General features: G+C 76.0%; 24 protein-coding genes and 1 tRNA gene. 6 read left to right on the plus strand and 19 right to left on the minus strand.

The genetic code is table 11. From position 1 onward, the window contains the following. Positions 1 to 301: 301 nt before the first annotated feature. Positions 302 to 1,441, minus strand: a complete 1,140-nt coding sequence (locus ACYVI6_RS11685) for an AI-2E family transporter (RefSeq protein WP_460446537.1) — start codon at positions 1,439 to 1,441, stop codon at positions 302 to 304. A 52-nt stretch (positions 1,442 to 1,493) separates the two neighbouring features. After that, entirely contained in the window at positions 1,494 to 2,147 is a 654-nt protein-coding gene (gene yczE / locus ACYVI6_RS11690) for a membrane protein YczE (protein ID WP_460446538.1), read from the minus strand. A gap of 40 nt (positions 2,148 to 2,187) precedes the next feature. Here yczE and yczR point away from each other — a divergent pair, with 40 nt between their 5' ends. Continuing rightward, positions 2,188 to 3,651, plus strand: a complete 1,464-nt coding sequence (gene yczR / locus ACYVI6_RS11695; RefSeq protein WP_460446539.1) for a MocR-like transcription factor YczR — start codon at positions 2,188 to 2,190, stop codon at positions 3,649 to 3,651. Here yczR and ACYVI6_RS11700 read toward each other — a convergent pair. From ACYVI6_RS11700 to ACYVI6_RS11720, 5 genes are read right to left on the minus strand one after another with little or no spacing between them, the layout of a single operon-like run. Then, a complete protein-coding gene (locus tag ACYVI6_RS11700) occupies positions 3,648 to 4,808 on the minus strand; it encodes a cystathionine gamma-synthase (protein ID WP_460446540.1) in 1,161 nt (386 codons plus the stop codon). The two genes, yczR and ACYVI6_RS11700, sit on opposite strands and share 4 nt — an antisense overlap. A gap of 10 nt (positions 4,809 to 4,818) precedes the next feature. After that, complete coding sequence (locus ACYVI6_RS11705; protein WP_284288106.1) at positions 4,819 to 5,643, minus strand: DUF3626 domain-containing protein; 825 nt, start codon at positions 5,641 to 5,643, stop codon at positions 4,819 to 4,821. Then, complete coding sequence (locus ACYVI6_RS11710; protein ID WP_460446541.1) at positions 5,636 to 7,027, minus strand: FAD-binding oxidoreductase; 1,392 nt, start codon at positions 7,025 to 7,027, stop codon at positions 5,636 to 5,638. The genes ACYVI6_RS11705 and ACYVI6_RS11710 overlap by 8 nt, the downstream gene beginning before the upstream one ends. A gap of 10 nt (positions 7,028 to 7,037) precedes the next feature. Continuing rightward, the gene (locus tag ACYVI6_RS11715; protein ID WP_460446542.1) at positions 7,038 to 7,607 is read right to left on the minus strand and encodes a hypothetical protein; all 570 of its coding nucleotides are present in this window, start codon (positions 7,605 to 7,607) and stop codon (positions 7,038 to 7,040) included. Positions 7,608 to 7,642: 35 nt separating this feature from the next. Further along, positions 7,643 to 7,780: a hypothetical protein gene (locus ACYVI6_RS11720; protein ID WP_460446543.1), complete on the minus strand. Its 138-nt coding sequence runs from the start codon at positions 7,778 to 7,780 to the stop codon at positions 7,643 to 7,645. A gap of 201 nt (positions 7,781 to 7,981) precedes the next feature. Here ACYVI6_RS11720 and ACYVI6_RS11725 point away from each other — a divergent pair, with 201 nt between their 5' ends. Continuing rightward, entirely contained in the window at positions 7,982 to 8,935 is a 954-nt protein-coding gene (locus ACYVI6_RS11725) for an ATP-binding cassette domain-containing protein (protein WP_460446544.1), read from the plus strand. Next, on the plus strand, positions 8,932 to 9,780 hold the full coding sequence (locus ACYVI6_RS11730) for an ABC transporter permease (RefSeq protein ID WP_460446545.1): 849 nt from the start codon (positions 8,932 to 8,934) through the stop codon (positions 9,778 to 9,780). Before ACYVI6_RS11725 ends, ACYVI6_RS11730 begins: the two co-directional genes overlap by 4 nt. Here the strand turns inward: ACYVI6_RS11730 and ACYVI6_RS11735 are convergent. After that, positions 9,762 to 13,046 (minus strand): BTAD domain-containing putative transcriptional regulator, encoded by a 3,285-nt coding sequence (locus ACYVI6_RS11735; RefSeq protein ID WP_460446546.1) that lies wholly within the window; start codon positions 13,044 to 13,046, stop codon positions 9,762 to 9,764. The genes ACYVI6_RS11730 and ACYVI6_RS11735 overlap by 19 nt on opposite strands. A 129-nt stretch (positions 13,047 to 13,175) precedes the next feature. Between ACYVI6_RS11735 and ACYVI6_RS11740 the strand changes: the two genes are divergently transcribed. Continuing rightward, positions 13,176 to 16,760: an ATP-binding cassette domain-containing protein gene (locus ACYVI6_RS11740; RefSeq protein WP_460446547.1), complete on the plus strand. Its 3,585-nt coding sequence runs from the start codon at positions 13,176 to 13,178 to the stop codon at positions 16,758 to 16,760. 12 nt (positions 16,761 to 16,772) lie between these two features. On the opposite strand, the gene ACYVI6_RS11745 is transcribed toward ACYVI6_RS11740, so the two are convergent. Further along, entirely contained in the window at positions 16,773 to 18,131 is a 1,359-nt protein-coding gene (locus ACYVI6_RS11745; RefSeq protein WP_460446548.1) for a cystathionine beta-synthase, read from the minus strand. 42 nt (positions 18,132 to 18,173) lie between these two features. Then, a complete protein-coding gene (locus ACYVI6_RS11750; protein WP_460446549.1) occupies positions 18,174 to 18,653 on the minus strand; it encodes a DUF6584 family protein in 480 nt (159 codons plus the stop codon). A gap of 153 nt (positions 18,654 to 18,806) precedes the next feature. Here ACYVI6_RS11750 and ACYVI6_RS11755 point away from each other — a divergent pair, with 153 nt between their 5' ends. Further along, entirely contained in the window at positions 18,807 to 19,817 is a 1,011-nt protein-coding gene (locus tag ACYVI6_RS11755; protein WP_460446550.1) for an SGNH/GDSL hydrolase family protein, read from the plus strand. Between the two features lie 73 nt (positions 19,818 to 19,890). Next, positions 19,891 to 21,114 carry an acetyl-CoA C-acetyltransferase gene (locus ACYVI6_RS11760; RefSeq protein ID WP_460446551.1) on the plus strand — a complete coding sequence of 408 codons (1,224 nt, stop codon included), beginning with the start codon at positions 19,891 to 19,893 and terminating at the stop codon, positions 21,112 to 21,114. Positions 21,115 to 21,124: 10 nt separating this feature from the next. Here the strand turns inward: ACYVI6_RS11760 and ACYVI6_RS11765 are convergent, their stop codons facing one another. The 9 genes from ACYVI6_RS11765 to ACYVI6_RS11805 form a co-directional block, all read right to left on the minus strand. Then, complete coding sequence (locus ACYVI6_RS11765; protein ID WP_460446552.1) at positions 21,125 to 21,463, minus strand: hypothetical protein; 339 nt, start codon at positions 21,461 to 21,463, stop codon at positions 21,125 to 21,127. A 76-nt stretch (positions 21,464 to 21,539) separates the two neighbouring features. Beyond that, on the minus strand, positions 21,540 to 22,319 hold the full coding sequence (locus tag ACYVI6_RS11770; protein ID WP_284288123.1) for a Bax inhibitor-1/YccA family protein: 780 nt from the start codon (positions 22,317 to 22,319) through the stop codon (positions 21,540 to 21,542). A gap of 105 nt (positions 22,320 to 22,424) precedes the next feature. Continuing rightward, positions 22,425 to 22,498: transfer RNA gene (locus ACYVI6_RS11775), tRNA-Leu, on the minus strand. A 15-nt stretch (positions 22,499 to 22,513) separates the two neighbouring features. Further along, positions 22,514 to 23,050 carry a peptide deformylase gene (locus tag ACYVI6_RS11780; protein WP_460446553.1) on the minus strand — a complete coding sequence of 179 codons (537 nt, stop codon included), beginning with the start codon at positions 23,048 to 23,050 and terminating at the stop codon, positions 22,514 to 22,516. After that, positions 23,047 to 23,577: a glycine cleavage system transcriptional repressor gene (locus ACYVI6_RS11785; protein ID WP_460446554.1), complete on the minus strand. Its 531-nt coding sequence runs from the start codon at positions 23,575 to 23,577 to the stop codon at positions 23,047 to 23,049. Before ACYVI6_RS11785 ends, ACYVI6_RS11780 begins: the two co-directional genes overlap by 4 nt. A gap of 454 nt (positions 23,578 to 24,031) precedes the next feature. Continuing rightward, positions 24,032 to 24,892 (minus strand): uracil-DNA glycosylase, encoded by an 861-nt coding sequence (locus tag ACYVI6_RS11790; protein ID WP_460446555.1) that lies wholly within the window; start codon positions 24,890 to 24,892, stop codon positions 24,032 to 24,034. Then, entirely contained in the window at positions 24,889 to 25,851 is a 963-nt protein-coding gene (locus ACYVI6_RS11795) for a Ppx/GppA phosphatase family protein (RefSeq protein WP_460446556.1), read from the minus strand. Before ACYVI6_RS11795 ends, ACYVI6_RS11790 begins: the two co-directional genes overlap by 4 nt. Continuing rightward, a complete protein-coding gene (locus ACYVI6_RS11800) occupies positions 25,848 to 26,387 on the minus strand; it encodes a DUF501 domain-containing protein (RefSeq protein WP_460446557.1) in 540 nt (179 codons plus the stop codon). Before ACYVI6_RS11800 ends, ACYVI6_RS11795 begins: the two co-directional genes overlap by 4 nt. A 13-nt stretch (positions 26,388 to 26,400) precedes the next feature. After that, positions 26,401 to 26,850, minus strand: a 450-nt coding sequence (locus tag ACYVI6_RS11805) for an FtsB family cell division protein (protein WP_460446558.1), incomplete at its 5' end; no start/stop codon positions are given.

The following is a 26,850-nucleotide window of genomic DNA, read 5'->3' on the forward strand; positions in this document are numbered from 1 at the left end:
GCGGGACCGCGCAGGCCGGGGTCGTCGGCGCACCGCCGCAGCACGTCGGCGACGGCCCGCAGGTCGTCGGCGTAGGCGTCCTGCGGGGCCGCCCAGCGGCGGTCGGGGGCGGGGCGGGGCGGCACGAGGTGGCCGGGTGGTTCGGGGCGCACGGGTCCTCCGGGAGCGTCGTCCCCACGCCGCGGACCACATCGTGCCCCGGGCCACCGACGACCGACGGGCCGTCCACAGGGCGCGGGGCCGGATGCGGCCCGGCGTCGTCCACGGGAGCAGGTCGGTGGACGTCGTCCACAGGCCGCGCTCAGGGGGCGGGCGTCGTGCGCGGGTCGCCCTCCGGGACGTCGTCGGCCACCGGCGAGTCCAGCGGCTGGGGCGGCGCGGGGGTGCGGCCGGCCAGCGACTGCACCACCGTGTTGCCGACGGCGATGAGCGGCACGGCGAAGAGCGCGCCGATGATGCCGGCGGACAGGGCGCCGGTGGCGATGCCGAGGATGACGGCCAGCGGGTGCACGCTCACGGCACGGCCGAGCAGGAACGGCTGCAGCACGTGCGACTCGAGCTGCTGCACGAGGATCACCACGCCGAGCATCAGCAGCGCCTTGACCGGCCCGACCGCGACCAGCGCGATGAGCACCGCCACCGACCCGGAGATCAGCGCACCGATGACGGGGATGAAGGCGCCGATGAAGACCAGCACGCCGAGCGGCACCGCCAGCGGCACCCCGAGCAGCGCGGCCCCGAGGCCGATGCCGACGGCGTCGGTGAAGGCGACCACGATGGTCGCCCGGACGAACGCGGTGAGCGTGACCCAGCCGTGCCGCATGGCCTCGTCGAAGGGCAGCTGGGCGGGCTTCGGCAGCAGCCGCACCAGGAACGCCCAGATCTGGTCGCCCTGGGCGAGGAAGAAGTAGGCGGAGAACAGCGTCAGGAACAGCCCGGTGACGACGTGCCCGGCGGTGCTGGTGGCCTCGAGCGCGCCCGAGACCAGCTCGCTGCGGCTGTCGGCGAGGCTCTGCTGGAACGTCCGGCCGTACTCGTTGAGCTGGGTGGTGCTGATCCGCAGCGGCGGCCCGTTGACCCAGCGCTGCACCTCGCCGAGCCCGGCGACGGCCTGGTCCTGCAGGTCGCTGAAGCCGCTGGCGATCTGCGTGCCGACGAGCGTGAACAGGCCGCTGACGACGAGCAGCACGAGCAGCACGGTGGCCAGCGACCCGAGCCCGCGGCGCACCCGCACCCGCTCGAGGCCGTCGGCGAGCGGCTTGATCAGCGCCACGAGCAGGACGGCGATGAGCACCGGTGCGACGACCACGAGGTACGACGCCACGACCCGCAGCAGCAGGTAGACCGCCGCGCACACGAGGATCAGCCGCCACGACCAGGCGACGGCGACCCGCATCGCCCAGGGGACGGTCTCCGCGCCGGTGCGGTGCTCCTGGCTCACGCCGCCATCCTGCCCTGCGCGACCTCTCGGGGCGCGGCGGGCGGGGCGACGGTCAGGCGGGGACCGCCGCGGGCTCGGCCGGACGCCGGTGCCGGGCGCTCAGCACCGGCAGCAGCAGGTGCACGAGCGGTCCGACGGCGACCGCGTACGCGACGGTGCCGACGCCGACGGTGCCACCGAGCACCCAGCCGACGGCGACGACGACGACCTCGATCGTGGTGCGCACCACCCGAACCGACCACCCGGTGCGGGCGACGACCCCGGTCATCAGCCCGTCGCGCGGGCCCGGGCCGAGGCCGGCGCCGACGTAGAGGGCGGTGGCGACGGCGTTCAGCACGATGCCGCCGGCGGTCAGCGACACCCGCCCGGCCATGGCGTGCACCGGCCCGGTGAGCCCCAGGCAGGCGTCGAGCACCACGCCGACGACCAGCACGTTCAGCACGGTGCCGACGCCGGGACGCTGCCGCAGCGGCACCCAGAGCAGCAGCACGACCACGCCGACGACGATGGTCCACAGGCCCATCGAGTGGCCGAGCCGGCGAGCCAGGCCCTGGTGCAGCACGTCCCACGGCATGACGCCGAGGTCGGCGCGCACGAGCATGGTCATGCTGACGCCGTAGAGCACGAGACCGGCGAGCAGCTGGGTGAGGCGGCGCGGCAGGGCGCGCCCGGCGAGGCGGTGCACGTCGTCCATGGTGCGCTGCATTGGCCTGGTGTTCCAGGGCCAATCCGAGCACACTGGCCTGGTGACCGCAGACCGGCGGGCCGGCGCCCGCGAGCTGTCCCGACTGCTCGCCCACTGGGAGGACGCCCGCCGCCCGGCCTACCTGGCGCTCAGCGAGCGGGTGCGGCTGCTGGTGCTCGACGGCCGGCTGCCGGTCGGCGTCCGCCTGCCGCCCGAACGCGAGCTCGCCGGCGTGCTGGGTGTCAGCCGCACCACGGTGAGCGCGGCGTTCGACGCGCTGCGTCGCGGCGGGTACGTCGCCAGCCGGCAGGGCTCGGGGTCGTGGACGACGGTGCCGACCGAGCCGACGGCGCCGGGCCAGGTGCCGGCCTGGGCGCCCGAACCGGTGCCGGACGGCGTGCTCGACCTGGCGCACGCCGCCCCGCCCGCCCCACCGCAGCTGCACGCGGCGTACGCGGCTGCGCTCGACGAGCTGCCCAAGCACCTGCCGACGACGGGCTACGACTACCGCGGGCTGCCGGTGCTGCGCACGCAGGTCGCCGAGCGGCTCACCGCGCGCGGCCTGCCGACCGCACCCGGCCAGGTGCTGGTGACGGCCGGCGGGCTGCAGGGCATCCGGCTGGCGCTGCAGCTGCTGCTGCGCCCGGGCGACCGGGTGCTGGTCGAGCAGCCGGGCTACCCCAACGGCCTCGACGTGCTGCGCGACCTGGGCGCGCGGCCGGTGCCCGTGCCGGTGACGGCCGACGGCTGGGACCGCACGGCGCTGGAGGCCGCGGCGCGGCAGACCGCCCCGCGCGCCGCCTACCTGACGCCCGACTTCCAGAACCCGAGCGGCGCGCTGATGGACGACGCCACCCGGCAGCAGGTCGCGACGACGCTCGCGCGGCACGGGGTGCCCGTGGTGGTCGACGAGTCGCTGGTCGAGCTGCACCTCGACGACCCGCCCGCGGCGCCCCGCCCGTTCGCCGCGCACGCCCCGCGCGGCGCCGAGGTGATCACGGTGGGCTCGGCGTCGAAGGCGTTCTGGGGCGGCCTGCGCATCGGCTGGCTGCGCGCGGGTGCCGCGACCACGACCCGGCTGGCCGGCCTGCGCACCCGCGTCGACCTGGCCGGGCCGGTGCTCGAGCAGCTGGCGGTCACGCACCTGCTGCGCCAGCTCGACGACGTGCTGCTGCACCACCGCGACGGCCTGCGGGCGCGCCGGGCGCTGCTGCAGCAGCTGCTGGCCGACCACCTGCCGTCGTGGCGGTACGCGACCCCGCCCGGCGGCTCGGTGCTGTGGTGCGCCCTGCCCGCGCCGGTCGCCTCGCACGTCAGCGTGGCCGCCGACGCGCTCGGCGTCCGCGTGACACCGGGCAGCCGGTTCGCGGTCGATGGCACGCTCGAGTCCTGGATGCGGCTGCCGTACACCCGCCCGGCCGACGAGCTGCGCCGCGCCGTCCCGCTCGTGGCGCAGGCGTTCGAGCAGGTGACCGAGCGGCCGCCGCGGCGCGCCGCCCGGCCCCCCGAGCAGTTCGTGGTCTAGCTCAACGCCTGCTCGAGGTCGGCGAGCAGGTCGTCACCGTCCTCGATGCCGACCGAGAGCCGCACCAGGTCGTTCGGCACCTCGAGCAGCGAGCCCGCGGCGCTGGCGTGCGTCATCTGGCCGGGGTGCTCGATGAGCGACTCGACGCCGCCGAGCGACTCGCCGAGGATGAACAGCTCGGCGCGCTTGCAGACGGTCAGCGCCTCCTCGACCCCGCCGCGCAGCCGGAAGCTCACCATGCCGCCGAACCGGCGCATCTGCTTCGCGGCGACCTCGTGGTTCGGGTGCGACGCCAGGCCCGGGTAGAGCACGGCACCGACCCGCGGGTGCGCCTGCAGCATCTCGACGACGCGCTCGGCGTTGTCGCAGTGGCGTTCCATGCGGATGGCGAGGGTCTTCAGGCCGCGCAGCACGAGCCACGCGTCGAACGGCCCGGCGACGGCGCCCATCGAGTTGTGGTGGAAGGCGATCCGCTCGTCGAGGTCGTCGCGCACGGGGTTCGTCGAGGTGACGAGCGCGCCGCCCACGACGTCGGAGTGGCCGCCGGCGTACTTGGTGGTCGAGTGCACGACGACGTCGGCGCCGAGCTCGAGCGGGCTCTGCAGGTACGGGGTGGCGAAGGTGTTGTCAACGACGACGACCGCGCCCACGGCGTGCGCCAGCTCGGCGATCGCGGCGACGTCGGCGATGCTCAGCAGCGGGTTGGTGGGCGTCTCGATCCAGACCACGGAGGTCTCGGGGCGGATGGCGGCGCGCACCGCGTCGAGGTCGCCGAGGTCGGTTGGGCTGTAGTCGAGGCCCCACGGGTGGGTGACCTTTGCGAACAGCCGGTAGGTGCCGCCGTAGGCGTCGTTCGGGATGACGGCGTGCGAGCCGGGCGTGGTGACGGCGCGCAGCAGGGTGTCCTCGGCGGCCAGTCCGGAGGCGAACGCGAAGCCGCGGCTGCCGCCCTCGAGCGCGGCCAGGCACTCCTCCAGCGCGGTGCGCGTCGGGTTCGCCGACCGCGAGTACTCGTAGCCGCCGCGCAGCCCGCCCACGCCGTCCTGCTTGTAGGTCGACACCTGGTGGATCGGGGGGACGACGGCGCCGGTCAAGGCGTCCGGCTCCTGGCCGGCGTGGATGGCGCGGGTCGAGAAGCCCGGGTTGCGTTCGCTCACCCGGTCGAGCCTACGCGGGACGATCGGCCGCGCCGAACCTGGCCAGGCAGTGCCACAACCACTTCAGGTGCTGCGGGTCGACCGGCCCGACCGCCTCGCCCAGCACGCGCGGCGTCAGCACGCCGTCCACCGCGAGCCGCTCGCCGAGCGCCACCGCCTCGGGCCCGCGGTAGCCGGCGTGCTGTTGCAGCAGGTCGACGGTCAGCCGGAAGCCGGGGTGCCACTCGACGGGGCAACCGAGCGCACCGGCCGCCGTCTCGACGTCGGTGCCGCGGTGGCTGGGGTCGAGCACCAGCGCCTCGACGTCGTCGGCGAGCCGCACCGGCCCGTGCACGTGCGCCTCGACGTAGCGGTCGAGCGGGTCGACGTCGGCCGCCTCCTCGAGCAGCCGCACCAGCCGCATCGCCTGCGCCACACCGAGATCGGTCGGTTCGAACACGCTGTCCGGCCAGCAGAACGTCGTCCGCACCAGCACCTCGGGACGCAGCCGGAAGAACGCCGAGCCGAAGCGCGGGCTGCCACCGACCGCCCGCCGCGCGTGGTCGAGCGACCCGTACACCGGTCGCTCCTCCGGGGCCGCGTCGTCGTAGGCACCACCGAAGAGCCGGCTCTCCCAGCGCCAGCGGTCGCCGCCGGGGTGCGCGGTCAGCCCGCCGTTGCTGGTGCCGGTGACGAACTGCGACACGTAGGCGCCGCGCTCGCCCAGCCCGCGCAGGACGCCGGGCCGGTCGGGGTGCAGGTGCAGCGTGACGGTCGCGGCCGGGTCGAGCGGGTCACCCGTCGCCCGGCCCGCGACGTGCCGCAGCGCCCGGGCCGCCGCCGGCTCGTCAGGCAACGACCTTGCCCGGGTTCAGGATGCCGGCCGGGTCGAGCGCCGCCTTCACCGCGCGGTGCATCTGCAGCACCTCCGGGCTCAGCTCCTGCCGCAGGCCGTCCATCTTCAGCAGACCCACCCCGTGCTCACCGGTGACGGTGCCACCCAGGGCGAGCGCGTCGGCGATCACCTCGTCGAACGCCAGCACGGCCCGACGACGGGCGTCGTCGTCGCCCGCCGGCACGATGATCAGCGGGTGCAGGTTGCCGTCGCCGGCGTGCGCGATGTTCGCGATGTGGGTGTCGTGCCGGCGGGCGCTCGCCTGGATGCGCGAGAGCATCTCGGGCACCGCGGCCACCGGCACGCAGACGTCCTCGGTGAGCAGCGGGCCGAGCCGCTCGAGCGCCGGGTAGGCGAGCCGGCGGGCGGCGAACAGCGCCTCGGCCTCGTCGGGGTCGGTCGAGGCCGCGGCCCACGAGGCACCCCCGGCCTCGAACGCGGCGACCAGCTCGGCGGCCTCGGCGTCACCCGCGGCGCCCGGGGTGTCGGTGCGCCCGAGCAGCACCACCTCGGCGTCGACCGCGAGACCCATGTGCTTCCACGCGTCGACCGCCCGCAGGCACTCGCCGTCGACCAGCTCGAGCGCCGACGGCGTGATGCCGCGTCGCCCGACCTCGGCGACCGCGCGCCCGGCGGCGACCACGTCGTCGAAGTACCCGGCGACCGTGCGCTCGGGGGCGCGGGCCGGGCGCAGCCGCACGGTGACCTCGGTGACGACGCCGAGCGTGCCCTCCGAGCCGACCATCAGCCCGACCAGGTCGTAGCCCGCCACGCCCTTCGCCGTCCGGCGTCCGAGCCGCACCAGCTCGCCGGTGCCGGTGACCACCTGCAGCCCGATCACGTAGTCGCGGGTGACGCCGTACTTCACGCAGCAGACGCCGCCGGCGTTGGTCGCGACGTTGCCGCCGATCGTCGACCACGGCGAGCTGGCCGGGTCGGGCGGGTACCAGAGGCCGTGCTCGGCGGCGGCCGCCCGCAGGTGGTCGTTCACGACGCCCGGCCCGACCACCGCGAGCCGCTCGACCGGGTCGATCTCGTGCACGGCGTCCATCCGCTCCAGCGACAGCACCACGCACCCGTCGACCGCGTTGGCCCCGCCCGACAGCCCCGTGCCGGCACCGCGCGGCACCACCGGCACCCGGTGCGCCAGGCACGCCCGCACGACGGCCTGCACCTCCTCCGGCGACCGCGGACGGACGACGGCCAGCGGCCTCCCGTGCGCCGCCCACTCGGCCTCGTCGTGCGCGTACCCGGCCGCGACGTCCGGGTCGGTGACCACGCGGTCGGCCGGCAGCGCCCCCGCGAGGTCGACCAGCAGCGGGTGCCCGACGGCCGTGTCGCTCATGCCCCGCACGCTACGCGCGTCGCGCCGCCCGCAGCCGCAGCACGACCAGCCCCGCCAGCAGCGACCCGAGGGTGCCGAGCGTCATGTCGCCGAGGGTGTCGGTGTAGGCGGTGGCCAGCTCGGGGCTGTCGCGCAGGAACGTGACGTACTCGCCGAGCTCCCACACCAGCGCCGTGGTCGAGCCGAGGCCGACGGTGAGGCCGAGCCGGGCCCAGCCGCCGAGGCGAGCCGGCAGCGTGATCGCCACCGCACCGAGCAGCAGCGCCCAGTTCAGGAAGTGGCAGGCGTCGTCGAACCAGGTGATGCCGTCGTACAGGTCGAGCGCGTTGCCGGCGGTGTCGACCAGGAACGGCAGCGTCAGCAGCAGGTCCTGCACCGCCGGGTACGGGGTGCGGCCGCGCCTGGTGAGCCACCAGCCGACCGGCAGCGCCAGCATCGCCAGCGGGTAGGCGACCGCGCGGGCGGCCATCGCCTTGCCGGCGAACTGGTGCCAGTCGGGGTGCGTGGCGCCGAGCACGAGCAGCGCGAGCGTCAGGGCACGCACCACCCAGGCGGCGAGGGCGGTCCGGCGTCCGAGCACGCCGTGACCGTAGCGGTCCGCGCCCGGGCGACGGGTCAGCTGTCGGCGCTGGCCAGCCAGTCGAGCAGGCTGCCGAGCTGTGCGGCGCCGGCCTGCGGCGCGGAGGACAGGAGCGTGATCATCTCGTCGGCGGCGTCGGTGGCGCGGCGGACGGGGAGCGAGGTGAGCGGCACACCACGACTGTGCCCGTCCACCCCACCGCCCGGCGAGCGTTCGGAGGCGGCGTCACACGAGCCGACCACGCCTCGTCGCGCTGCGTCCCGCGTCGTCACGCGACGTCACCTGGCAGTGCGTGCCAGCCGGTGCCCGCGGCGTGCCAGCGCCGTGCCAGCGGCACCCGTCACCGTCGTCGCAGGACGACGAGGGAGGACCCCATGACGTACGCGATCGAGGCCGAGGGCCTGATGAAGCGGTTCGGCTCGACGCAGGCGCTCGCCGGCGTGGACCTGGCTGCGCGAGAAGGCACCGTGCTGGGCGTGCTCGGCCCGAACGGTGCCGGCAAGACCACGGCGGTGCGGGTGCTGGCGACGCTGCTGCGACCCGACGCGGGCAGCGCCCGGGTGGCCGGGCTCGACGTCGTCCGCGACGCCGCGGCCGTGCGCGCCACCATCGGCCTCACCGGCCAGTACGCGTCGGTCGACGAGGACCTCACCGGCACGCAGAACCTGGTGATGATCGGGCAGCTGCTCGACCTCACCGGCCGCGACGCGCGAGCGCGCGCCGCCGAGCTGCTCGAGTGGTTCGACCTGAGCGCGGCCGCCGAGCGCACCGCGAAGACCTACAGCGGCGGCATGCGGCGCCGGCTCGACCTGGCCGCGAGCCTGGTCGGTCGCCCGTCGGTGATCTTCCTCGACGAGCCGACGACGGGCCTCGACCCGGCCAAGCGCGAGGAGATGTGGGACGTCGTCCGCCGGGTCGTCGCGGACGGCGCGACGGTGCTGCTCACCACCCAGTACCTCGAGGAGGCCGACGCGCTCGCGGACGAGATCACCGTCATCGACAGCGGCCGGGTCATCGCGAACGACACCCCGGACGGGCTGAAGCGCGTGGTCGGCGGTCAGCGGCTGCGGGTGCGGTCTGCCGACCCGGCCCGCACGCCCGAGGTGCGCGCGATCCTCGGCGACCTGGTCGGGCAGACGCCGGTCGAGTCGGGCCGGCAGGAGCTCACCGTGCGGGTCGACGACGACTCGCTGCTGCCCGAGCTGGTGCAGCGCATCGCCGGCGCCGGCATCCGGGTGCACGAGCTGTCGCTGCACCTGCCGAGCCTCGACGAGGTCTTCCTCACCCTCACCGGCCGTCCGGCCGACGCCCCGAAGGAGGCAGCATGACCACCACCACGACCGAGACCGCCCCGACCGCCGACCGGCCCGGCGTCGCCGCCATCGCCCCGGCGGGCACCGGTCCCGCCCGGCGCGGCCGCGGCGTCCGGCACGCGCTGGTGCTGGCCCGGCGCAACCTGATCAAGACCGCGCGCACGCCCGAGGCGCTGATCGACGTCACGCTGCAGCCGATCATCTTCCTGGCGCTGTTCACCTACATCTTCGGCGGCGCCGTCGCCGGCGGCGACCAGCAGAGCTACCTGCAGTTCCTGCTGCCCGGGCTGCTCGGTCAGACCATCGCCACCGCCAGCGTCTCGCTCGGCCAGAACCTCAACAGCGACATCGAGAAGGGCGTGTTCGACCGGTTCCGGTCGCTGCCCATCAGCCGGTCGGCGCCGCTCATCGGCGCGGTGCTGGCCGACGTCGTGCGCTACCTGATCCTGTTCGTGGTGCTGATCGGCGTCGGCACGCTGATGGGCTTCGACCCCACGAACGGGTGGGTGCCCGTGCTCGGCGCACTGGCGCTGTCGATGGGCTTCGCGCTGAGCTTCGGCTGGGTGTCGGTGTGGGTCGGCACGCTGGCCCGCACGCCGGGTGCGGTGCAGGGCGTCATGTTCCTGCTCGTGCTGCCGCTCTCGTTCGGCAGCAACACCTTCGTGCCCGTCGAGACCATGCCCGGCTGGCTGCAGGCGTTCGTGAACGTGAACCCGATCAGCCACCTGGTCGGCGCCGCCCGCGGCCTGATGCTCGGGGGCCCCGTGCAGTCGCACCTGCTGTGGACGCTGGGCTGGATGGCCGTGCTGCTGGCGGTGTTCTTCCCGCTGGCGCTGCGCGGCTACCGGCGTCGGGCCTGAGCCAGCGGGATCACCTGCGCCACAGCGGGTTCGCCCGGCTCGAACCCCGCGGGGTCGAGCCGGGCGATCGCCGTCTCCCGGTCGAGGTCGCGCCCGCGCGCCTCGGCGGCCGCCAGGGCCTCGGCGCCCAGCGCGTCGGTCAGCGCCGCCCGCAGCCGGCCGATCACCGGGTCGGTGCGGTCGTCGGCACCGCGCAGCCGGCTCGCGGCGGCCAGCGCCTCGGCCGCGCCCACCGGGCGGTCGAGCGCCAGCGCGGTGCCGGCGGCGGCGCGGCCGACGCTCGCCACGATCGGCAGGTCGTTGGTCAGCACCCCCAGCCGGTGCGCCGTCACGGCGTGCTCGGTCGCGGCCGACAGGTCACCCAGCACGAGGTCGCTCGCCGACACCATCGCCCAGCCGACGGCCGTGGCGTGCGCCCGGAACGCGTTCGGCTCGCCCTCGTCGTCGAGGCGCCGCCGCAGGCCGTCGCGGCTCGCCCGCAGCGCGTCGAGCGCCTCCGGCGACCGCTGCAGCGCGACGGCCTCGCGCGCCGTCTGGCAGGCCAGCACGTCGCCGAGGACGTCGCGCATCGTGTCGGACGCGTCCTGCGACGACGGCAGGGCGCGGACGACCGCCAGGTGCCGCTCCGCACCGGGCAGGTCGCCGTTGCGCAGGCACAGCTCGGCGAGCCGCATCTCCAGCTGCACGTCGTCGTCGCTCGACCCCAGCAGTCGCCGGTTCGTCTGAGCGGCCTCGAGGTCGGCGACCGCCCCGAGCAGGTCGCCGTCGAGCACGCGCAGCGAGCCGCGGCTGGTGAGCGCGCTCGCCAGTCCCCAGCGGTCGCCCACGTCGGTCCACTCCCGGACCGCGCGCTCGACGTCCGCGCGCCACGTCTCGACGTCGCCGTCGTTCTCCGACATCGCGATCCGCATCGTGCGCGCGGCCGCCCGCACCCACTCGTCGGGGTGCTGCAGCAGGCGGGCGATCTCGGCGCGCGACCCCTCGCGGTCCTCGGCGAAGAACAGCAGCATCGGCCGCAGCGCGGCCGCCGGCCCGGGCCGGTCGCGGTACGACGCCACCTCGTCGGCCAGCTCGAGCAGCTGCTCGCGGGCCTGCACGGGGTCGGTGGACAGGGCACCCGCGTCACCCATCGCGATCAGGGCCAGCACGATCCGCAGCAGCCTGGCGCGCGGGTACCGGTCGGCGCCCTCGACCTCGACGGCGAACCGCAGCCAGCGCGCGGCGTCCTGGCCGTTCTCCCGCACCACCCAGTACCAGGCGAGGTCGCCGGCCAGGGCCAGCGCACCAGCGGCGTCGCGCGCCGCACCGAGCCAGCCGAGAGCGGCCAGCAGGTCGTCGCGCTCGGTGTCGAGCACCTCCAGCCACCGCACCTGCTCGCGGGTGCGCAGCCCGGCGTCCGCCCGGTGCGCCAGCCGGCGGTACCAGCGGGCGTGCGCCTGCCGCACCGCGTCGAGCTCACCCCGCTCGGCAAGTCGCTCGGACCCGAACTCCCGCAACGTCTCCAGCATCCGGAAGCGCGTGCCGGACGGCGTCCGGTCGGCCACCAGCACCGACTTCTCGACCAGCGCCTGCAGGACGTCGGTCACCTCGGGCGCGTCGGGCGCGGCCCAGGTCGGGCACACGGCGGCGACCGCCTCGGGCCCGGCGCCGGTGTTGAACACGCAGAACCGTTCCGCCACCTCCCGCTCGACGGGGGCGAGCAGCTCCCAGCTCCACTCCACCACGGCACGCAGCGTGCGGTGCCGCGGCACCGCCGTGCGCCGCCCGCCGGTCAGCAGCCGGAACCGGTCGGCGAGGCGGTCGGCCACCTCGGCGACGTCCATCGCGGGCAACCTGGCCGCCGCGAGCTCGATGGCGAGGGGCAGGCCGTCGAGCCGCCGCACGATCTCGACGACGGGGGCCGCGGTGCGCTCGTCGAGCGCCAGCCCGCTGCCGACCGCCGCGGCGCGGTCGAGCAGCAACCGCACGGACGGGTTGTCGCGCAACGACTCCAGGCCCGCGTCGGGCTCGGGCAGGCGCAGCGGCGTCAGCGGGAACAGCTGCTCGCCGTCGACCCCGAGGGGCTCGCGGCTGGTCGCGACCACGCGCAGCCGCGGGCAGGCGCCGAGCAGGTCGTCGAGCAGGTCGGCGACCGCCCCCACGACGTGCTCGCAGTTGTCGACCACGACGACGCAGTCGGCGTCGGCCAGGTGCGAGCGCACGCGCTCCGCCGCCGCGGCGCCCCGGCGCTCGGCCCGGTTGTCGGTGGGCGCCACGTCGCGCACCCCGACGCCGTCGAGCACCGCGAGCGCCACGTCGTCGGCGTCGGCGACCGGTGCGAGCTGCACGAACCACACCCCGTCCGGCGCGTGCGGCAGGCTGCGCGCCGCCACCTCGCTCGCCAGCCGGGTCTTGCCCGAGCCGCCGGCGCCCACGACGGTCACCAGCCGACCAGCGGCGAGCAGCCCCTCGACCCGGGCCACGTCGTCGTCCCGGCCCACGAACGAGGTCAGCGACGCGCGCAGGTTCGTGCGCGGCCGGGTCGGCACGTCCTGCGCGCGCAGGAGCTCGAGGTGCTGGGCCTGCAGCCCGGGCGAGGGGTCGCTGCCGAGCTCGTCGGCCAGCAGCCGCCGTCCGCGCTCGTACGCCTGCAGGGCCTCGGCGGGTCGGCCGAGCGCGGCGAGCGCCCGCAGCAGCTGACCGAGCAGGTCCTCGCGCAGCGGGTGCGCCGCGACGAGCGCCTCGAGCTCGGGCAGCACCTCGCCCGCCTCCCCCAGCCGAAGTCTGGCCTCCACGCGGTCAGCAGCCGCCCGGTCGGCCAGGTCGGCGAGCTCGGCACGCACCGCCTCGGCGTCCGTCCCGTCGAGGTCGGCGAGCGGCTCGCCGCGCCACAGCGCCGCGGCTTCGGCCAGCTCGCCGGCGGCCTCTCGGTGTCGACCGGCGGCCAGCAGCCGGTGCCCGGACGCCGCGAGCCGGCGCAGCTCGGCGCCGTCCACCACGAGCGGCTCGGCGGCGCTCTCGAGCCGGTAGCCCGCCGGGGTCTGCTGCAGCCGTGCGCCGGGGCCGAGCAGCCGGCGCAGCCACGACACCAGCGACTGCAGCGCACCGGCCGGATCTGCGGGCTGCTCGTCCGGCCAGACCGCCTCGACGAGCGCGCGCGGCGGCACCGGCGACCCGACGTCGACCGCGAGGCGGGTCAGCAGCGCCCGCAGCCGGCCGCCGGCGACCTCGACGCCGCGTCCCTCGCCGTCGACCACCACCAGGGGGCCGAGGTAGCCGATGCGCACCCGCGCATCCTCGCAGCCGCACCCGGCCGGCGGGTGGCGGCCGTCGCAGGCGGCGCGCGCACCGCCGCCGCCGGGCGTCGGTGGACCCGCCGGAAATGGGCGCGCGCGCTGTCGGTGGGCTCGCATACCGTGCAGGACGTGGCGGGGACGAGTGCGCAGACGACCGAGGCTCCGGCGCACCTGGACCCACCGCGAGGTCCCGGCAGCCGGCCGCTCGACTGGCGGCGGCTGCGCGGTCCGGTCGCGACGACGGCGCTGGTGGCCGCCGGGCTGGCCGGCCTGGGCCAGGCGCTCGGCACGGTGTTCGCCGGCCGGCTCGCCGACCAGGCCACCGTCTTCCTGGTCTGGGTGCTCGCCGCGAGCGTCGTCGGGTCGGCCCTGCTCGACACCGCCGGCCGCACCTTCTGGTCGGTGGCGGTCGACCGCGCCGAGGGCGCGCTGCGCACCGACCTCCTCGACGCCGTGATGCACCAGCCGCTGGCCGAGCTCGGCGAGCAGGCGGTCGGCGAGGTGCTCGACCGGGTCGACGACGACACCCACGAGCTCGGCACGCTGCTGCGGCAGAACGCCTGGGCGGTCGTGCGGCTGGCCGTGGGCGCACCGCCGCTGCTCGTCGTCGCCGGCCTCACCTGGTGGCCGGCCTGGCTGCTGCTGCCGGTCGCGGCGCTCGGCGTGCTGCTCGCCATCCGGCCGCTGCTGGCGAAGCTGGCCGAGCGCAAGGTGCTCGAGGAGATGGCCTGGACCGACCACGCGGCCGCCATGGAGGAGGGCATCGCCGCCCGCGACGACCTGCGCACGAGCCTCGGCCAGGGGTTCCTGCTGCGCCGCCTCGCCGAGCTGTCGGCGCTGGTGCACCGCCGGTTTGCCGAGGTCGTCGTGCTCGAGAGCCGGATCAGCCGGCGGGCCGGCGTGCTGCTGCACGGGCTGCTCGCCGCCGTGGCGGTCGTCGGGGTGCTGCTGGTGCTGAGCGGGCACGAGTCGACCGCCGCGCTGGTCACCCTGTTCCTCGTCACCACCACGTTCGTCGGCCAGGTCGACCAGGTCGCGCGGCACGTGCCCGACCTGCAGGCGGGCGTCGGCGCCCTGACTCGGCTGCGGGCGCTGCTGGCCACCGAGCGCGAGCCCGAGGGCGGGCTGCCCGTGCCGCTCGGCGTCCCGTCCGTCGAGGTGCGGGGGCTGCACTTCGCCTACCCCGACGGCGACTTCGCCCTGCGCGACGTCGACCTGCTGGTGCCGGCCGGCACCACCCTGGCGCTGGTCGGGCGCAGCGGCTCGGGCAAGTCGACGCTCGCCTCCCTGCTGTCGCGGGCGGTCGAGCCGCCGGTCGGCACCGTGCTGCTCGGCGGGGTCGACGTGCGCGACCTCGACCTCGAGCAGCTGCGCAGCGCCGTCGGGGTGGTCACCCAGCGCACCGAGATCCTGGCCGGCACGCTCGCCGAGAACGTCGCGATGTTCGCCGACCTCGCACCCGGCCGGGTCCAGGCCGCGGTCGCCGAGCTCGGCCTCACCGACTGGGTAGCCGCGCTGCCCGAGGGCCTCGACACCGTGCTCGGCCCGAGCGGGACGCGGTTGTCGGCCGGCGAGGAGCAGCTGGTGGCGTTCGCCCGGCTGCTGGTGCGCGACGTCCGCGTGGTGGTGCTCGACGAGGCGACCGCCCGCATGGACCCGGTCACCGAGGCACGCGTCGTCGCGGCCTCGCAGCGGCTGCTCGCCGGGCGCACCGGCGTCCTCGTGGCCCACCGGCTCACGACGACGGCCCGCGCCGACCACGTCGCCGTGCTCGACGCCGGTCAGGTCGTGCAGCAGGGACCGCGCGCGCTGCTGGTCACGGCCGACGGCCCGTTCCGCCGGCTGCTCGAGGCGTCCGCCGAGGACCCCTGGGACGCCGACGCCACCGCGCCGTCCGGTGCGGCCGAGGTGCCCGGCGACCACGAGGCCGTGCTGGCCGCGGCCGCCGCGACCGGCACCGGCACCGAGGCGGTCGGCACCGCGCGCCGTCGCGGCGAGCCGCCGCCCGTGGTGGAGGTGGGTTCGGGGCTGAGCCTGGCCCGCGGCATCTGGCACGCGCTGCGGGTGCACCCGCAGTGGGGCCTGATCAGCGTGCTGCTGTTCCTGCTCGCCGTGCTCGGCGGCGCGTTCGGTGCCGTCACCGGCTGGATGTGGGGCCACCTCGTCGTCGAGCTGCAGCGCGGCGAGCGCCCGACCTGGCTGCTGGTGGGCCTCGTCGCGTCGCTGCTCCTCTCACCGCTGCTGCTGGCCGAGGCGATCGCCCGCTACCCGCGCTGGTGGGTGTCGGTGATGCTGCGCGCCCGCGCCACCGTGCTCATCGGGCAGACGCGGCAGCACCGGCTGCCGCCCACGCCGCCGGGCGAGGTCGTCGCCCGCGCGATGGACGCCGACCGGTTCGCCCGCTACGCCGACCGCTGGGTCGACGTGATCAACGGCCTCGGCATCGTGGTGGTCACCGGCTTCGCGGGTGCCAGCCTGCTGAGCGGCGGCGTGCTCTTCGGTGTGATGGCCGCCTCCGCGCTGGTCTCGGCGCTCGGTTCGCCGGCCGCCGGGCGCTCGGCCGCCGAGGCCTCCGCCGCCCGGGCCCGGTTCGGCCGCTCGCTGGTCTCGGCGCTCGACGCCGTCCGCACCGTGAAGCTGGCCGCCGCCACCGACGCCGTGCACCGCCACCTCGAGCAGGTCGACGGCGGCCGGGTCGACGCCGCGGTGCACGAGCACCGGGTGCAGGCGCTGCTGGCCGGCGTGCCGGTCGTGCTCGTGCAGGTCGGGGTGGTGGCCGCGTGGGCGATCCACGTCGCCGGCGGGTGGGGCCTGGCGACCGCGCTGCTGGTGGCCAACGCGGTCAACGGCTTCGACTGGTTCGGCCGGGTCGCCGGCGCCGTGATCACCGAGGCGCCGGGCACCCGGGCGTGGCAGCGCACCACCAGCCGGTTCGCCGGCGGCGACGACCTCATGGAGCTGCCCGCGGGCCTCGACCTGGTGACCGGCGCGGCCCCGCCGGCGCGCGACGGCGCGACCGACCGCCTCGAGCAGCTCGAGCTGGTCGGCCTCACCGCCGTGCACGACGACGGCACGATCGGGGCCAGCGACGTCGACCTCGTGGTGCGCCGCGGCGAGCTGGTGCTGCTCGTCGGGCAGATCGGCTCGGGCAAGTCGAGCCTGCTGTCGGCGATGGCCGGGCTGATGAGCCACCGCGGCAGCCTGCGCTGGAACCGCGAGCCGGTCGACGACCCGCAGACGTTCCTGCGACCGGGTCGGGTGGCGCACGTCGCGCAGGTGCCGCGCGTGCTGTCGGGCACCTTCGCCGACAACATCGCGCTCGACCACGACCGCGACGTGCAGCGCTCGATCGACGACGCCCGGCTGGGCCGCGACGTCGCCGACGCGGGCGGGGCGCACGCGCTGGTCGGGCACCGCGGCGTGCGGCTGTCGGGTGGTCAGGTGCAGCGGCTGGCGCTGGCCCGCGCGCTCGCGGCGGACGCCGAGCTGCTGGTGGCCGACGACGTGTCGTCCGCGCTCGACGCCACCACCGAGGTCGAGCTGTGGGAGTCGCTGCGTGCCCGCGGCAGCACCGTCGTCGGGGCCACCACGAAGCGCGCGGCGCTCGCCCGGGCCGACCGCGTGGTCGTGCTCGTCGAGGGCCGGGTCGCCGACACCGGCCCCTGGCGCGAGCTCGAGCCGCGCTGGGGCCACCTGGCCGGCTGACCGGCCGCGGGGTCAGTCGACCAGGAAGCCCAGCAGGTCGGCGCGGGTGAGCACGCCCACCGGCTTGCCGTCGTCGACCACGATCACCGCGTCGCCCTGCTCCAGCTCGTGCCGGGCGGCGGCCACCGGCTCGCCCGCACCGACGAGCGGCAGCGCCTTCGCCATGTGCTGCGCCACCGGGTCGGCCAGGTGCGCCTTGCCGGTGAACAGCAGGTCGAGCAGCTCGCGCTCGCTGACGCTGCCCGCCACCTCGCCCGACATCACCGGCGGCTCGGCCTTCACGACCGGCATCTGCGAGACGCCGTACTCGCGCAGGATCTGCACCGCGTCGCGCACCGTCTCGGTCGGGTGGGTGTGCACCAGCGCCGGCATCGCGCCGTCCTTCGCCCGCAGCACGTCGCCGACGGTCGTCTGACCGGCCGCGTCGAGGAAGCCGTACGACGACATCCAGTCGTCGTTGAAGATCTTCGACAGGTAGCCGCGGCCGCCGTCGGGCAGCAGCACCACGACGACGTCGTCCGGGCCGAGCTCGCGGGCCACCTCGAGCGCGGCCACCACGGCCATGCCGCACGAGCCGCCGACGAGCAGGCCCTCCTCGCGGGCCAGCCGCCGGGTCATCTCGAACGACGCGGCGTCGCTGACCGGCACGATGCGGTCGGGCACCGACGGGTCGTAGGCGGTCGGCCAGAAGTCCTCGCCGACGCCCTCGACCAGGTACGGCCGGCCGCTGCCGCCGGAGTACACCGAGCCCTCGGGGTCGGCGCCGATCACCTGCACGGCGCCCTGCTCCTTGAGGTAGCGGCCGGTGCCGGTGATGGTGCCGCCGGTGCCGACGCCGGTCACGAAGTGGGTGACCCGGCCGTCGGTGTCGGCCCAGATCTCCGGGCCGGTGGTCTCGTAGTGCGAGGCCGGGCCCTCGGGGTTGCTGTACTGGTCGGGCTTCCAGGCGCCCTCGATCTCGCGCACCAGCCGGTCCGACGTCTTGTAGTAGCTGTCGGGGTGGTCGGGTGCCACGGCGGTGGGGCACACCACGACCTCGGCGCCGTACGCCTTGAGCACGTCGCGCTTGTCCTGGCTGACCTTGTCGGGGCAGATGAACACGCACTTGTAGCCCTTGCGCTGCGCGACCAGGGCCAGGCCGACGCCGGTGTTGCCGCTCGTCGGCTCCACGATCGTGCCGCCCGGCTTCAGGGCGCCGCTGCGCTCGGCGGCCTCGACCATGCGCAGCGCGATGCGGTCCTTCACGCTGCCGCCGGGGTTGAGGTACTCGACCTTCGCCAGCACCGTGGCGGAGATGCCCTCGGTGACGGAGGTCAGCTTGACGAGGGGCGTGCCGCCCACGAGGTCGGCGATGTGCTCGGCGTACTTCACCCGCCCATCGTCCCAGATCCCGGACACCGCCGGGGACGCCGGTCAGACCACCCAGCGGACGACGGTCACCAGTCCCACCACGAAGACCGCCAGCAGCAGGACGACGACCGCGACCGCCAGCACGTCCTCCCACCACGAGCCGGTGACGACGTGCTCCGGCGCGCTGCCCGTCGGACGCCGCCGAGGCGGCCTGCCGGCAGCCACCCACAGCTCGGTGAGACCGTCGGCCTCGCGGAGCGTGCTCGGCACCGACGCCCACAGCTGCTGGGCCTGCCCGCCGTGCCGCTCCCGCCACGCGGCGACGGCGTGCTCGACGTCCGGTCCGGAGCGGCCGAGCGCGTGCCACAGCGCCCCGGCGCGCGGCAGGTCACCCATCCGCGCGTGCACCTCGGCCAGCAGCTCGACGACGTCGGGACCCGGCGGCCCCTCGGCGCGCTGGGACAGGGCGCCCTCCAGCCGGTCGCGGGCCTTCCACAGCCGACCGTCCGCGAGGTCGAGGCGGGCGCGGTCGACGGCTGACACGGCACGAGGCTCGCACGCGACGACCGCTCGGGACGACCGGTTTCCCTGCTCGCGGAACCCCGGGGCGGGCGCGGGCGTGTTGTGGATACGGTGCCTACGGGGTCAGCGGACGTCGACGGGTCGGGGGGCGAGCAGGTGAGCAGAGCGAGTCGGGTGCGCCAGATCGCCGCGGCGGCCGCGTTCGGCGGCGGCGGCCTGACCGCGCTGGGCGCGATGGGGGTCGGGGCGCTGGTGCTCGAGGCCAAGCTCGCGCGGCGGGTCATCGGGCAGCCGTTCGAGGGGGCGCCGCACGCCGACGGCCTCTACGGCGCCGGGGTCGGGGAGCCGCTGCGGCTGGGCGTGGTCGGCGACTCGTCGGCCGCGGGGCTGGGCGCCGACCTGCCCGAGCAGACGCCCGCCGCCGTCGTCGCACGAGGTCTGGCGGCCGTGTCCGGTCGGGCCGTGCAGCTGACCAACGTCGCCGTCGTCGGAGCCGTCACCAGCGACCTGCCCGAGCAGCTCGACCGCCTGCTCGCCGGCACCGCGCCCGACGTCGTGCTCGTCATGGTGGGCGCGAACGACGTCACGCACCGCATCCGCCCGGCCGAGTCGGTGCGGCACCTGTCGGTCGTGGTCGAGCGCCTGCGGGCGGCCGGCTCGCAGGTCGTGGTGGGCACCTGCCCCGACCTCGGCACGCTGCAGCCGGTCGCGCAGCCGCTGCGCCTCGTGGCCCGCCGGCTCAGCCGCGACCTCGCCGCCGCCCAGACGGTCGCGGCCGTCGAGGCCGGTGCCCGCACCGTGTCGCTGGGCGACCTGCTCGGCCCCGACTTCCACGAGCGGCCGCAGGAGATGTTCAGCAAGGACCGGTTCCACCCCTCCTCCGCCGGCTACGCGAAGGCGGCGGCCGCCGTGCTGCCCAGCGTCTGCGCCGCCCTCGGGCTCTGGCCGGACGGCGGCGCCGAGCGCCCGCCGGACGCGCGCCGGGGCGAGGGCGTCGAGTCGGTCACGACCGCGGCCGTGGTGGCGGCCGCCGACCCCGGCACCGAGGTGCAGGCGCTCGATCCGGCAGGGCGCGGGCCGCGCGGGCGGTGGGCGGTGCTGCGCCGCCGGCGCCGCGAGCCGCTCGGCGACGGTGCGGCCACCCCCGGCCCGCTGCCGGTCGAGCACGACCTGCCGGCGCGGTAGCCGCGCCGCCGACGTCCCTGCTACCGGCGGGTAGCATCGGCGGCGGACCACCGACGTCGCGAAGGAGCTCGTCATGCCCGAGGCAGTCATCGTCTCGACCGCCAGGTCGCCCATCGGCCGCGCCGTCAAGGGCTCGCTGCGCGACGTGCGACCGGACGACCTCGCGGCCACCGTCGTGCAGGCCGCCCTCGACAAGGTGCCCGGCCTGGACCCGGCGACCATCGACGACCTGTTCCTCGGGTGCGCCGAGCCCTCGAACGAGCAGGGCTTCAACATGGCCCGCGTCGTCGCGGTGCTGCTCGGTCACGACGGCGTGCCCGGCGCCACGGTCAACCGGTACTGCGCGTCGAGCGTGCTGACCACCCGCATGGCGTTCCACGCGATCAAGGCCGGCGAGGGCGACGTGTTCGTGTCCGCCGGCGTCGAGTGCGTCAGCCGCTACCGCGGCTTCGTGGGCGCCGGGCAGGGCGAGACGAACCTGCAGAACACCCGCTTCGCTGACGCCGTCGAGCACAGCACCGGGGTGGCGCGGTCGAACGAGACGTGGCACGACCCGCGCGAGGACGGCCTGCTGCCGGACGTGTACCTCGCGATGGGGCAGACCGCCGAGAACGTCGCCACCCTGCGCGGCGTGAGCCGGCAGCGGCAGGACGAGTGGGGCGTCGAGAGCCAGCACCGGGCCGAGAAGGCGATCGCGTCGGGGTTCTTCGCCCGCGAGATCACCCCGGTCACGACGCCGGACGGCACCGTCGTCACGACGGACGACGGCCCGCGGGCCGGCGTCACGCTCGACGCCGTGCAGGCCCTGAAGCCGGTGTTCCGCGAGGACGGCACGGTCACCGCCGGCAACTGCTGTCCGCTGAACGACGGCGCCGCCGCGCTGGTCGTCATGAGCGACGTGCGCGCCCGCGAGCTCGGCCTGCAGCCGCTGGCCCGCGTCGTGTCGACCGGCGTCACCGCCCTCTCCCCCGAGATCATGGGTCTCGGCCCGGTCGAGGCGTCGCGGCAGGCGCTGGCCCGAGCCGGCATGACCATCGACGACGTCGACCTCGTGGAGATCAACGAGGCCTTCGCCGCGCAGGTGCTGCCGTCGGCCGACGACCTGGGCATCGACCTCGACCGGCTGAACGTGCACGGCGGCGCCATCGCGCTCGGCCACCCGTTCGGCGCCACCGGCGCGCGCATCACCACGACGCTGCTCAACGGGCTGCAGTCGCGCGACGCCAGCATCGGGCTCGAGACGATGTGCGTCGGCGGCGGCCAGGGCATGGCCGTCGTCTACGAGCGCCTCGCCTGACAGCCCTCGGCTAGAGGGCCCGGCGCAGCGCCACCAGCACGTCGAGCGCAGCGACCACCGCACGGTCGTCGCCGTCGGTCAGCACGTCGTGCGCCGTGACGGCCAGCTGGTCGCCGGCCGCGTGCGGCGGCAGCGACGGCACCTGCCGGCGGCGGCGTCCCGCGGCGTCGGCGGCCAGGTCGGCCAGCCGCTGCGACACCTCGCGGGCGCGGTCGGCCGGGCTGCGCTCCCCCCGCTCGCCGGGACGGTCCAGCCGGTCGAGGCTCAACGACCGCAGCCGGTCGGCCACCCTGGTGGCCTCGCGGGCCAGCCGCACGCGAGGGTCGGCGTCGTCGTCCAGCGGGTGCACGCAGGCGAACCTAGCCCAGACGCGCCGACGGGCCGCCGCACACGTGCTGCGACGACCCGCCGGGCGCTGTGCGGTGCTAGTTGCTTCGGAAGATCGACAGCAGGCGCAGGATCTCGACGTACAGCCAGACCAGGGTCACGACGAGGCCGAAGCCGCCGTACCAGGCCATCTTCGCCGGGGCGCCCTGCTCGACGCCGGCCTTGATGAACTCGAAGTCCATCACCAGCGAGTACGACGCGAGCGCGATCGCCAGCAGCCCGATCACCACGCCGAGCGCCCCCGAGCGCAGGCTGTGGCCGGTGAACAGGACGATGCCCAGGTTGACCAGGCCGAAGACCAGGTAGCCCATCATCGCGACGAAGAAGATCTTGTTCAGCCGGGGCGTGGCGCGCACCTTGCCCGACCGGAACAGCACCAGCACCGCGGCGAAGACACCGAGCGTGCCGACGACCGCCTGCAGCGCGATGCCCGGGTAGGCGTTGTTCAGGAACATGCTGATGGCGCCGAGGAACATGCCCTCGAACAGGCCGTAGCCGAGGATCAGGACCGGCGACGGGTTGCGCTTGAACGAGTTCACCAGGCCGAGCACGAGGCCGACGACCAGCCCCGGCAGCAGCAGCCCGGGCACCGCCCAGCCGGCGGCGGCACCGACGAGCAGGGCGGCGAAGATCGTCGCCGTCTTCACGATGACGTCGTCGTACGACATGCGGCCGCTCTGCACCGTCGTCGCGGACGGCTGCCGGTACATCGCCTCGAGGTCGGGCGCGGTCTGGGGCAGCGCGTCGCGGCCCTGCGGCGGGCCGAACGTGGCGTAGCCCCGGTTGTCGCGCATCCGGTTGAACACCGGGTTGCTCATGACGTTCCTCCTCGAGCCCCGTCGGGCCCCTCGCGGCGGGACCGCTGCGGCCCCGTCGTACAGGTAATGCGCGGGACGCCCGCAGAGTTCCCGGTGTCTCGTGCGTACCCCCGGCGGGGTTCGAACCCGCACTGAAGCGCTTTTAAGGCGCCTGCCTCTGCCGGTTGGGCCACGGGGGCTGGTGCGCAGCCAATCTAGAGATAGGTCTGCCGGGCGTGCAGGGCGTGCGCACCCGCGACCCGGTCGAGGAACAGCAGCCCGTCGGTGTGGTCGAGCTCGTGCTGCAGCGCGACGGCCTCGAACGCGTCCGTCTCGAGCACCACGGTGTCGCCGCTCACCGGCAGCTGCCCGCGCACCACGACGCGGCGGGCGCGCTTCACGTCGCCGGTCAGGTCGGGCACCGACATGCAGCCCTCGCGGCCGCGCTCTCGCCGGCTGGCCTCGACCAGCTCGGCGTTGCACAGCACGAACGCGCCGTGGCAGGTGCGCGCCTTCGGGTGCCCGCTGACGTCGACGCTGAACACCCGTGCGGCCACGCCGACCTGCTGCGCCGCGAGCCCGACGCAGCCCGGCGACACCGCCTGCGTGGCGAGCAGGTCGGCCGCCAGCTGCACGACGTCCGCAGCGGTCGGGTCGACCTCGGCGCCCGGGGCGCCCAGCACCGCCGCCGGTGCGCGGACGACGTCGAGCACCCGGCCCGGCGGGAGGTCGGGGAGGTCGAGGCGGGTCACAGCTCGTCGGCCTCGATCGGCCGCAGCGAGGCCTCGACGCCCAGGTCGGCGGCGGTCTGGGCGAGGTGCCCGCGCAGCCCGGCCAGGTCGGCGACGTCGGGCAGCGTCACCTCGGCCAGGAGCACGTACAGCTCGCCGGTCAGCCGCGTGGTCAGGTCGGTGACGTTGCCCCCGGCCGCTGCGACGACGCCGGTCAGCGCGCTGACGATGCCCGGGCGGTCGGCGCCGTGCACGCTCAGCACGTACGGGGCGCCAGGTGCCGGCGGGGTGTGCAGGTCGAGCCCGTCGTCCGGCACCGGCCGCACCTCGACGGCGAGCCGGCCGTCGGCGGTCAGCCCGTCGAGGGCCGCCCGCACCTCGTCGGCCGGTGCGGGGCAGCGCACGAGCAGCAGCATCGCGAAGCTGCCGCGCAGCAGCGTCATCGTCGAGTCCTCGAGGTTGCCACCGAGCCGCGACAGCGCGGCCGTCGTGTCGGCGACGATCCCGGGTCGGTCGTGCCCGAGCACGGTGACGGCGAGCAGGCTCATGCCGCGAACCTATCGGGTGACAGACCCTGCCCTGTGGAGACGCCGTGCCGGCCGGGCTGCCGACCGTGTGCGGCTCGGGGGTCGCGGGCGGCGGCTACCTGATGAGCCGTAGCACCCCGGTCGCTTTCTGGTCCGACGGCAACCGGCCGGGTGGCCGATCGGTCCGGTCCAGGGCTGCGGGCGGCGGCCACCTGACGGGGCGCAGCAGCCCCGTCGCCGTCTGATCCGACGGCAACCGACCGGGGTGCCGATCGGTCCGGTCCAGGGCTGCGGGCGGCGGCCACCTGACGGGCCGCAGCAGCCCCGTCGCCGTCTGGTCCGACGGCAACCGACCGGGGTGCCGATCGGTCCGGTCCAGGGCTGTGGGCGGCTACCACCTGACGGGCGCAGCAGCCCGGCCGCGGCCCGGCCCGACGGCCGGGCCGGTGCCAGACGGCCCGGGACGCCGCTGCGCTCAGCTCGGCGCGTCGCCGCCGAGTTCGCGGGCCCGGGCGAGCACGGCGTCGAGCATCGCCTCGGTCAGCCGGCCGGTGAAGGTGTTCTGCTGGCTGACGTGGTAGCACCCGAGCAGGGGCACGACCTGTCCGCTCGGGGTCGTCAGCGGCGCCTCGACCCCGTGGCCGAAGACCGGTCGCGGGCGCGGCACGGTCCAGCCGAGGCGGCGGGCGGCGGCGACGAAGGCGTCGAAGCCGAAACCGCCCAGCGCGACGACGACGCGCAGCGACGGGGCGACGAGCTGCACCTCGCGGTCGAGCCACGGGCCGCAGGTGTCGCGCTCGGCCGGCTTCGTGCGGTTCGCCGGCGGCGCGCAGCTGACGGCGGCGGCGATCCGCGCGCCGTCCAGGTGCTGCCCGTCGCCGGCGTGCCGCGAGAAGGGTTCGCGCGCCCAGCCGCCGCGGTGCAGCGCGGCGTAGATCCAGTCGCCGCTGCGGTCGCCGGTGAAGACCCGTCCGGTGCGGTTGGTCCCGTTCGCCGCGGGTGCGAGCCCCACGACGAGCAACCGCGGCCGTTCGTCCCCGAACCCGGGACCCGGCCGACCCCAGTACGGCTGGTCGGCGAAGGAGGCGCGCCGCCCGGTGGTGGCGACGCTCTCGCGCCACGTCACCAGCCGCGGGCACGCCCGGCACACGGAGACCCGGGCGTCGAGCACCGGCAGCGTGCGGGCGCCGGACGCGAGCCGCTGCACCTGCTCGGCGTCGCGCGCCCGCGGGGTGCGCGCGGTGGCCGGGTCACCCGGCCAGCCGGTGCCGGGTGGGACGGGTGAGGTGAACGGCTGCCCGGTCAGCGGGTGCGGTGCCGGCTGTGTGGCCGTCACGACCGGGGCATCGCGCCGGCGCCCGCCGCGAGGCCGAACGCGATGCCGTCGAGGATGTCGTGCTCGCTGGCCACGACCTCGGTGGTGCCCGAGCGGTCGGCCACCCGCTCGACCAGCGAGCGCCAGATCAGCGCGCCCGCACCGATGACGTCGACCCGGCCCGGGTGCATGAAGGGCAGTGCCGCGCGCTCGGCCCGGGGCATCGCGATCAGCTGGTCGCAGGCGGCGAGCACCTGGTCGACCGGCAACCGCGACAGGTGCGTGCGCGTGGCGTCGTAGGCGGGCAGCCGCAGCGCGGTGCAGGCGACGGTGAGCACCGAGCCGGCCAGGCCGACGAGCGTGCCCACCCCGGTCATCGGCACCTGCTCCTCGACCGCGTCGAGCGCCGCCTCGACGTCCGCCCGCGCCGCCGCCAGCTGCTCGCGGGTGGGCGGGTCGCCCGCCAGGTGCCGTTCGGTCAGGCGCACGCAGCCGACGTCGACCGACCGCGACCGCTGCACGTCGTCCTCGCCGCGCACCACCTCGGTCGAGCCGCCGCCGATGTCGGCCACGAGGTAGGGGCCGGCGAGCCCGGCCCCGGCGGCCTCCCGCGTCGCGCCGGCGAAGGACAGCGCGGCCTCCTCGACGCCGGTCACGACCTCCGGCTCGACGCCCAGCCGCTCGCGGACGCCGGCGACGAACTCCTCGCGGTTCTCGGCGTCGCGCGACGCGGACGTCGCGACGAACCGCACCCGCTCGGCGCCGAGGTCGTGCACGAGCCGGGCGTAGTCGCCGGTGGCGTCGAGCGTGCGGCGCAGGGCTTCGGGCGCGAGCCGCCCGGTGCGGTCGACCCCCTCGCCCAGGCGCACGACGCGCATCTCCCGGTGCAGGTCGCGAAGCGTGCCGGCGTCCGGGTCGACGTCCGCGACCAGCAGCCGGATGGAGTTCGTGCCGCAGTCGACGGCGGCGACCCGCGTCACGACACCTCCGGGACGCTGGCCTCGTCGACCGGCGCGGTGCAGGGTCCGGCGGCCCACCACTCCGGCAGCGCGGCGAGGGTCTCGTCGCCGAGCGGGTTGACGCCCGGGCCGGCCGCGAGCGCGTGACCGGCCAGCACGTGCAGGCACTTCACCCGCGTGGGCATCCCGCCGGCGGAGACGCCGGCGATCTGCGGCACCTCGCCGAGCAGCGCCCGGCGCGCCAGGTAGTCCTCGTGGGCCTCGCGGTAGGCCGTCGCCAGCTCGTCGTCGCGCCCGAGTCGCTCGGTCATCTCCCGCATGAGCCCCTGGGACTCCAGCGTGCTGATGGCACCCGTCGCCCGCGGGCAGGTCATGTAGAACGTCGTCGGGAACGGCGTCCCGTCGTCGAGCTGCGGCGCGGTCGTGACGACGTCCGGCTGGCCGCAGGGGCAACGGTGCGCGACGCCGACCACACCCCGCGGTCGACGACCGAGCTGACGCTCGACGGCGTCCAGGTCGGCCGCCGGCACCGACGGCTCGGGGGCCTGCTCGCTCACGGCCGAGCGCCCCTCACCGGGGGGCGCCTGCGCCGGCCACCTGCACCGAGCTCCACAGGTTGCCGAACCACGACCGGTCGTCGCGGGCCGTGCGCACTGCGGCCCGCACCGACGCCTGGGGCGTGGTGTCGGCCGGTTCGGCGTCGATGACGGTGTAGGCCTTCTCGCCGGGCAGGACGAACTTCAGCCGTTCACGCGCCTGCGCCTTGACGTAGGCGTCGTCGTCCCAGGCCGCCCGCTGCCGCTCGAGCTGCGCGACGTCCGCGCGCTGCGCCGCGACCTGCTCGCGCAGCTCGGCGATGTCGTGCTGCTGCGCGAGGTAGGACCGAAGCGCTGGTGCGAGCAGCACGGCCAGCACGACGAAGACGCCGCCGAGCACGGCGATGCGCCGCAGCCGCGTCGGGCGCGGGCCCACGGCGGCGCGCACCCGGGCGCCGGACGCGGCCGCACCCGGGCGGGTGCC

It is taken from the genome of Angustibacter aerolatus (assembly GCF_054776675.1).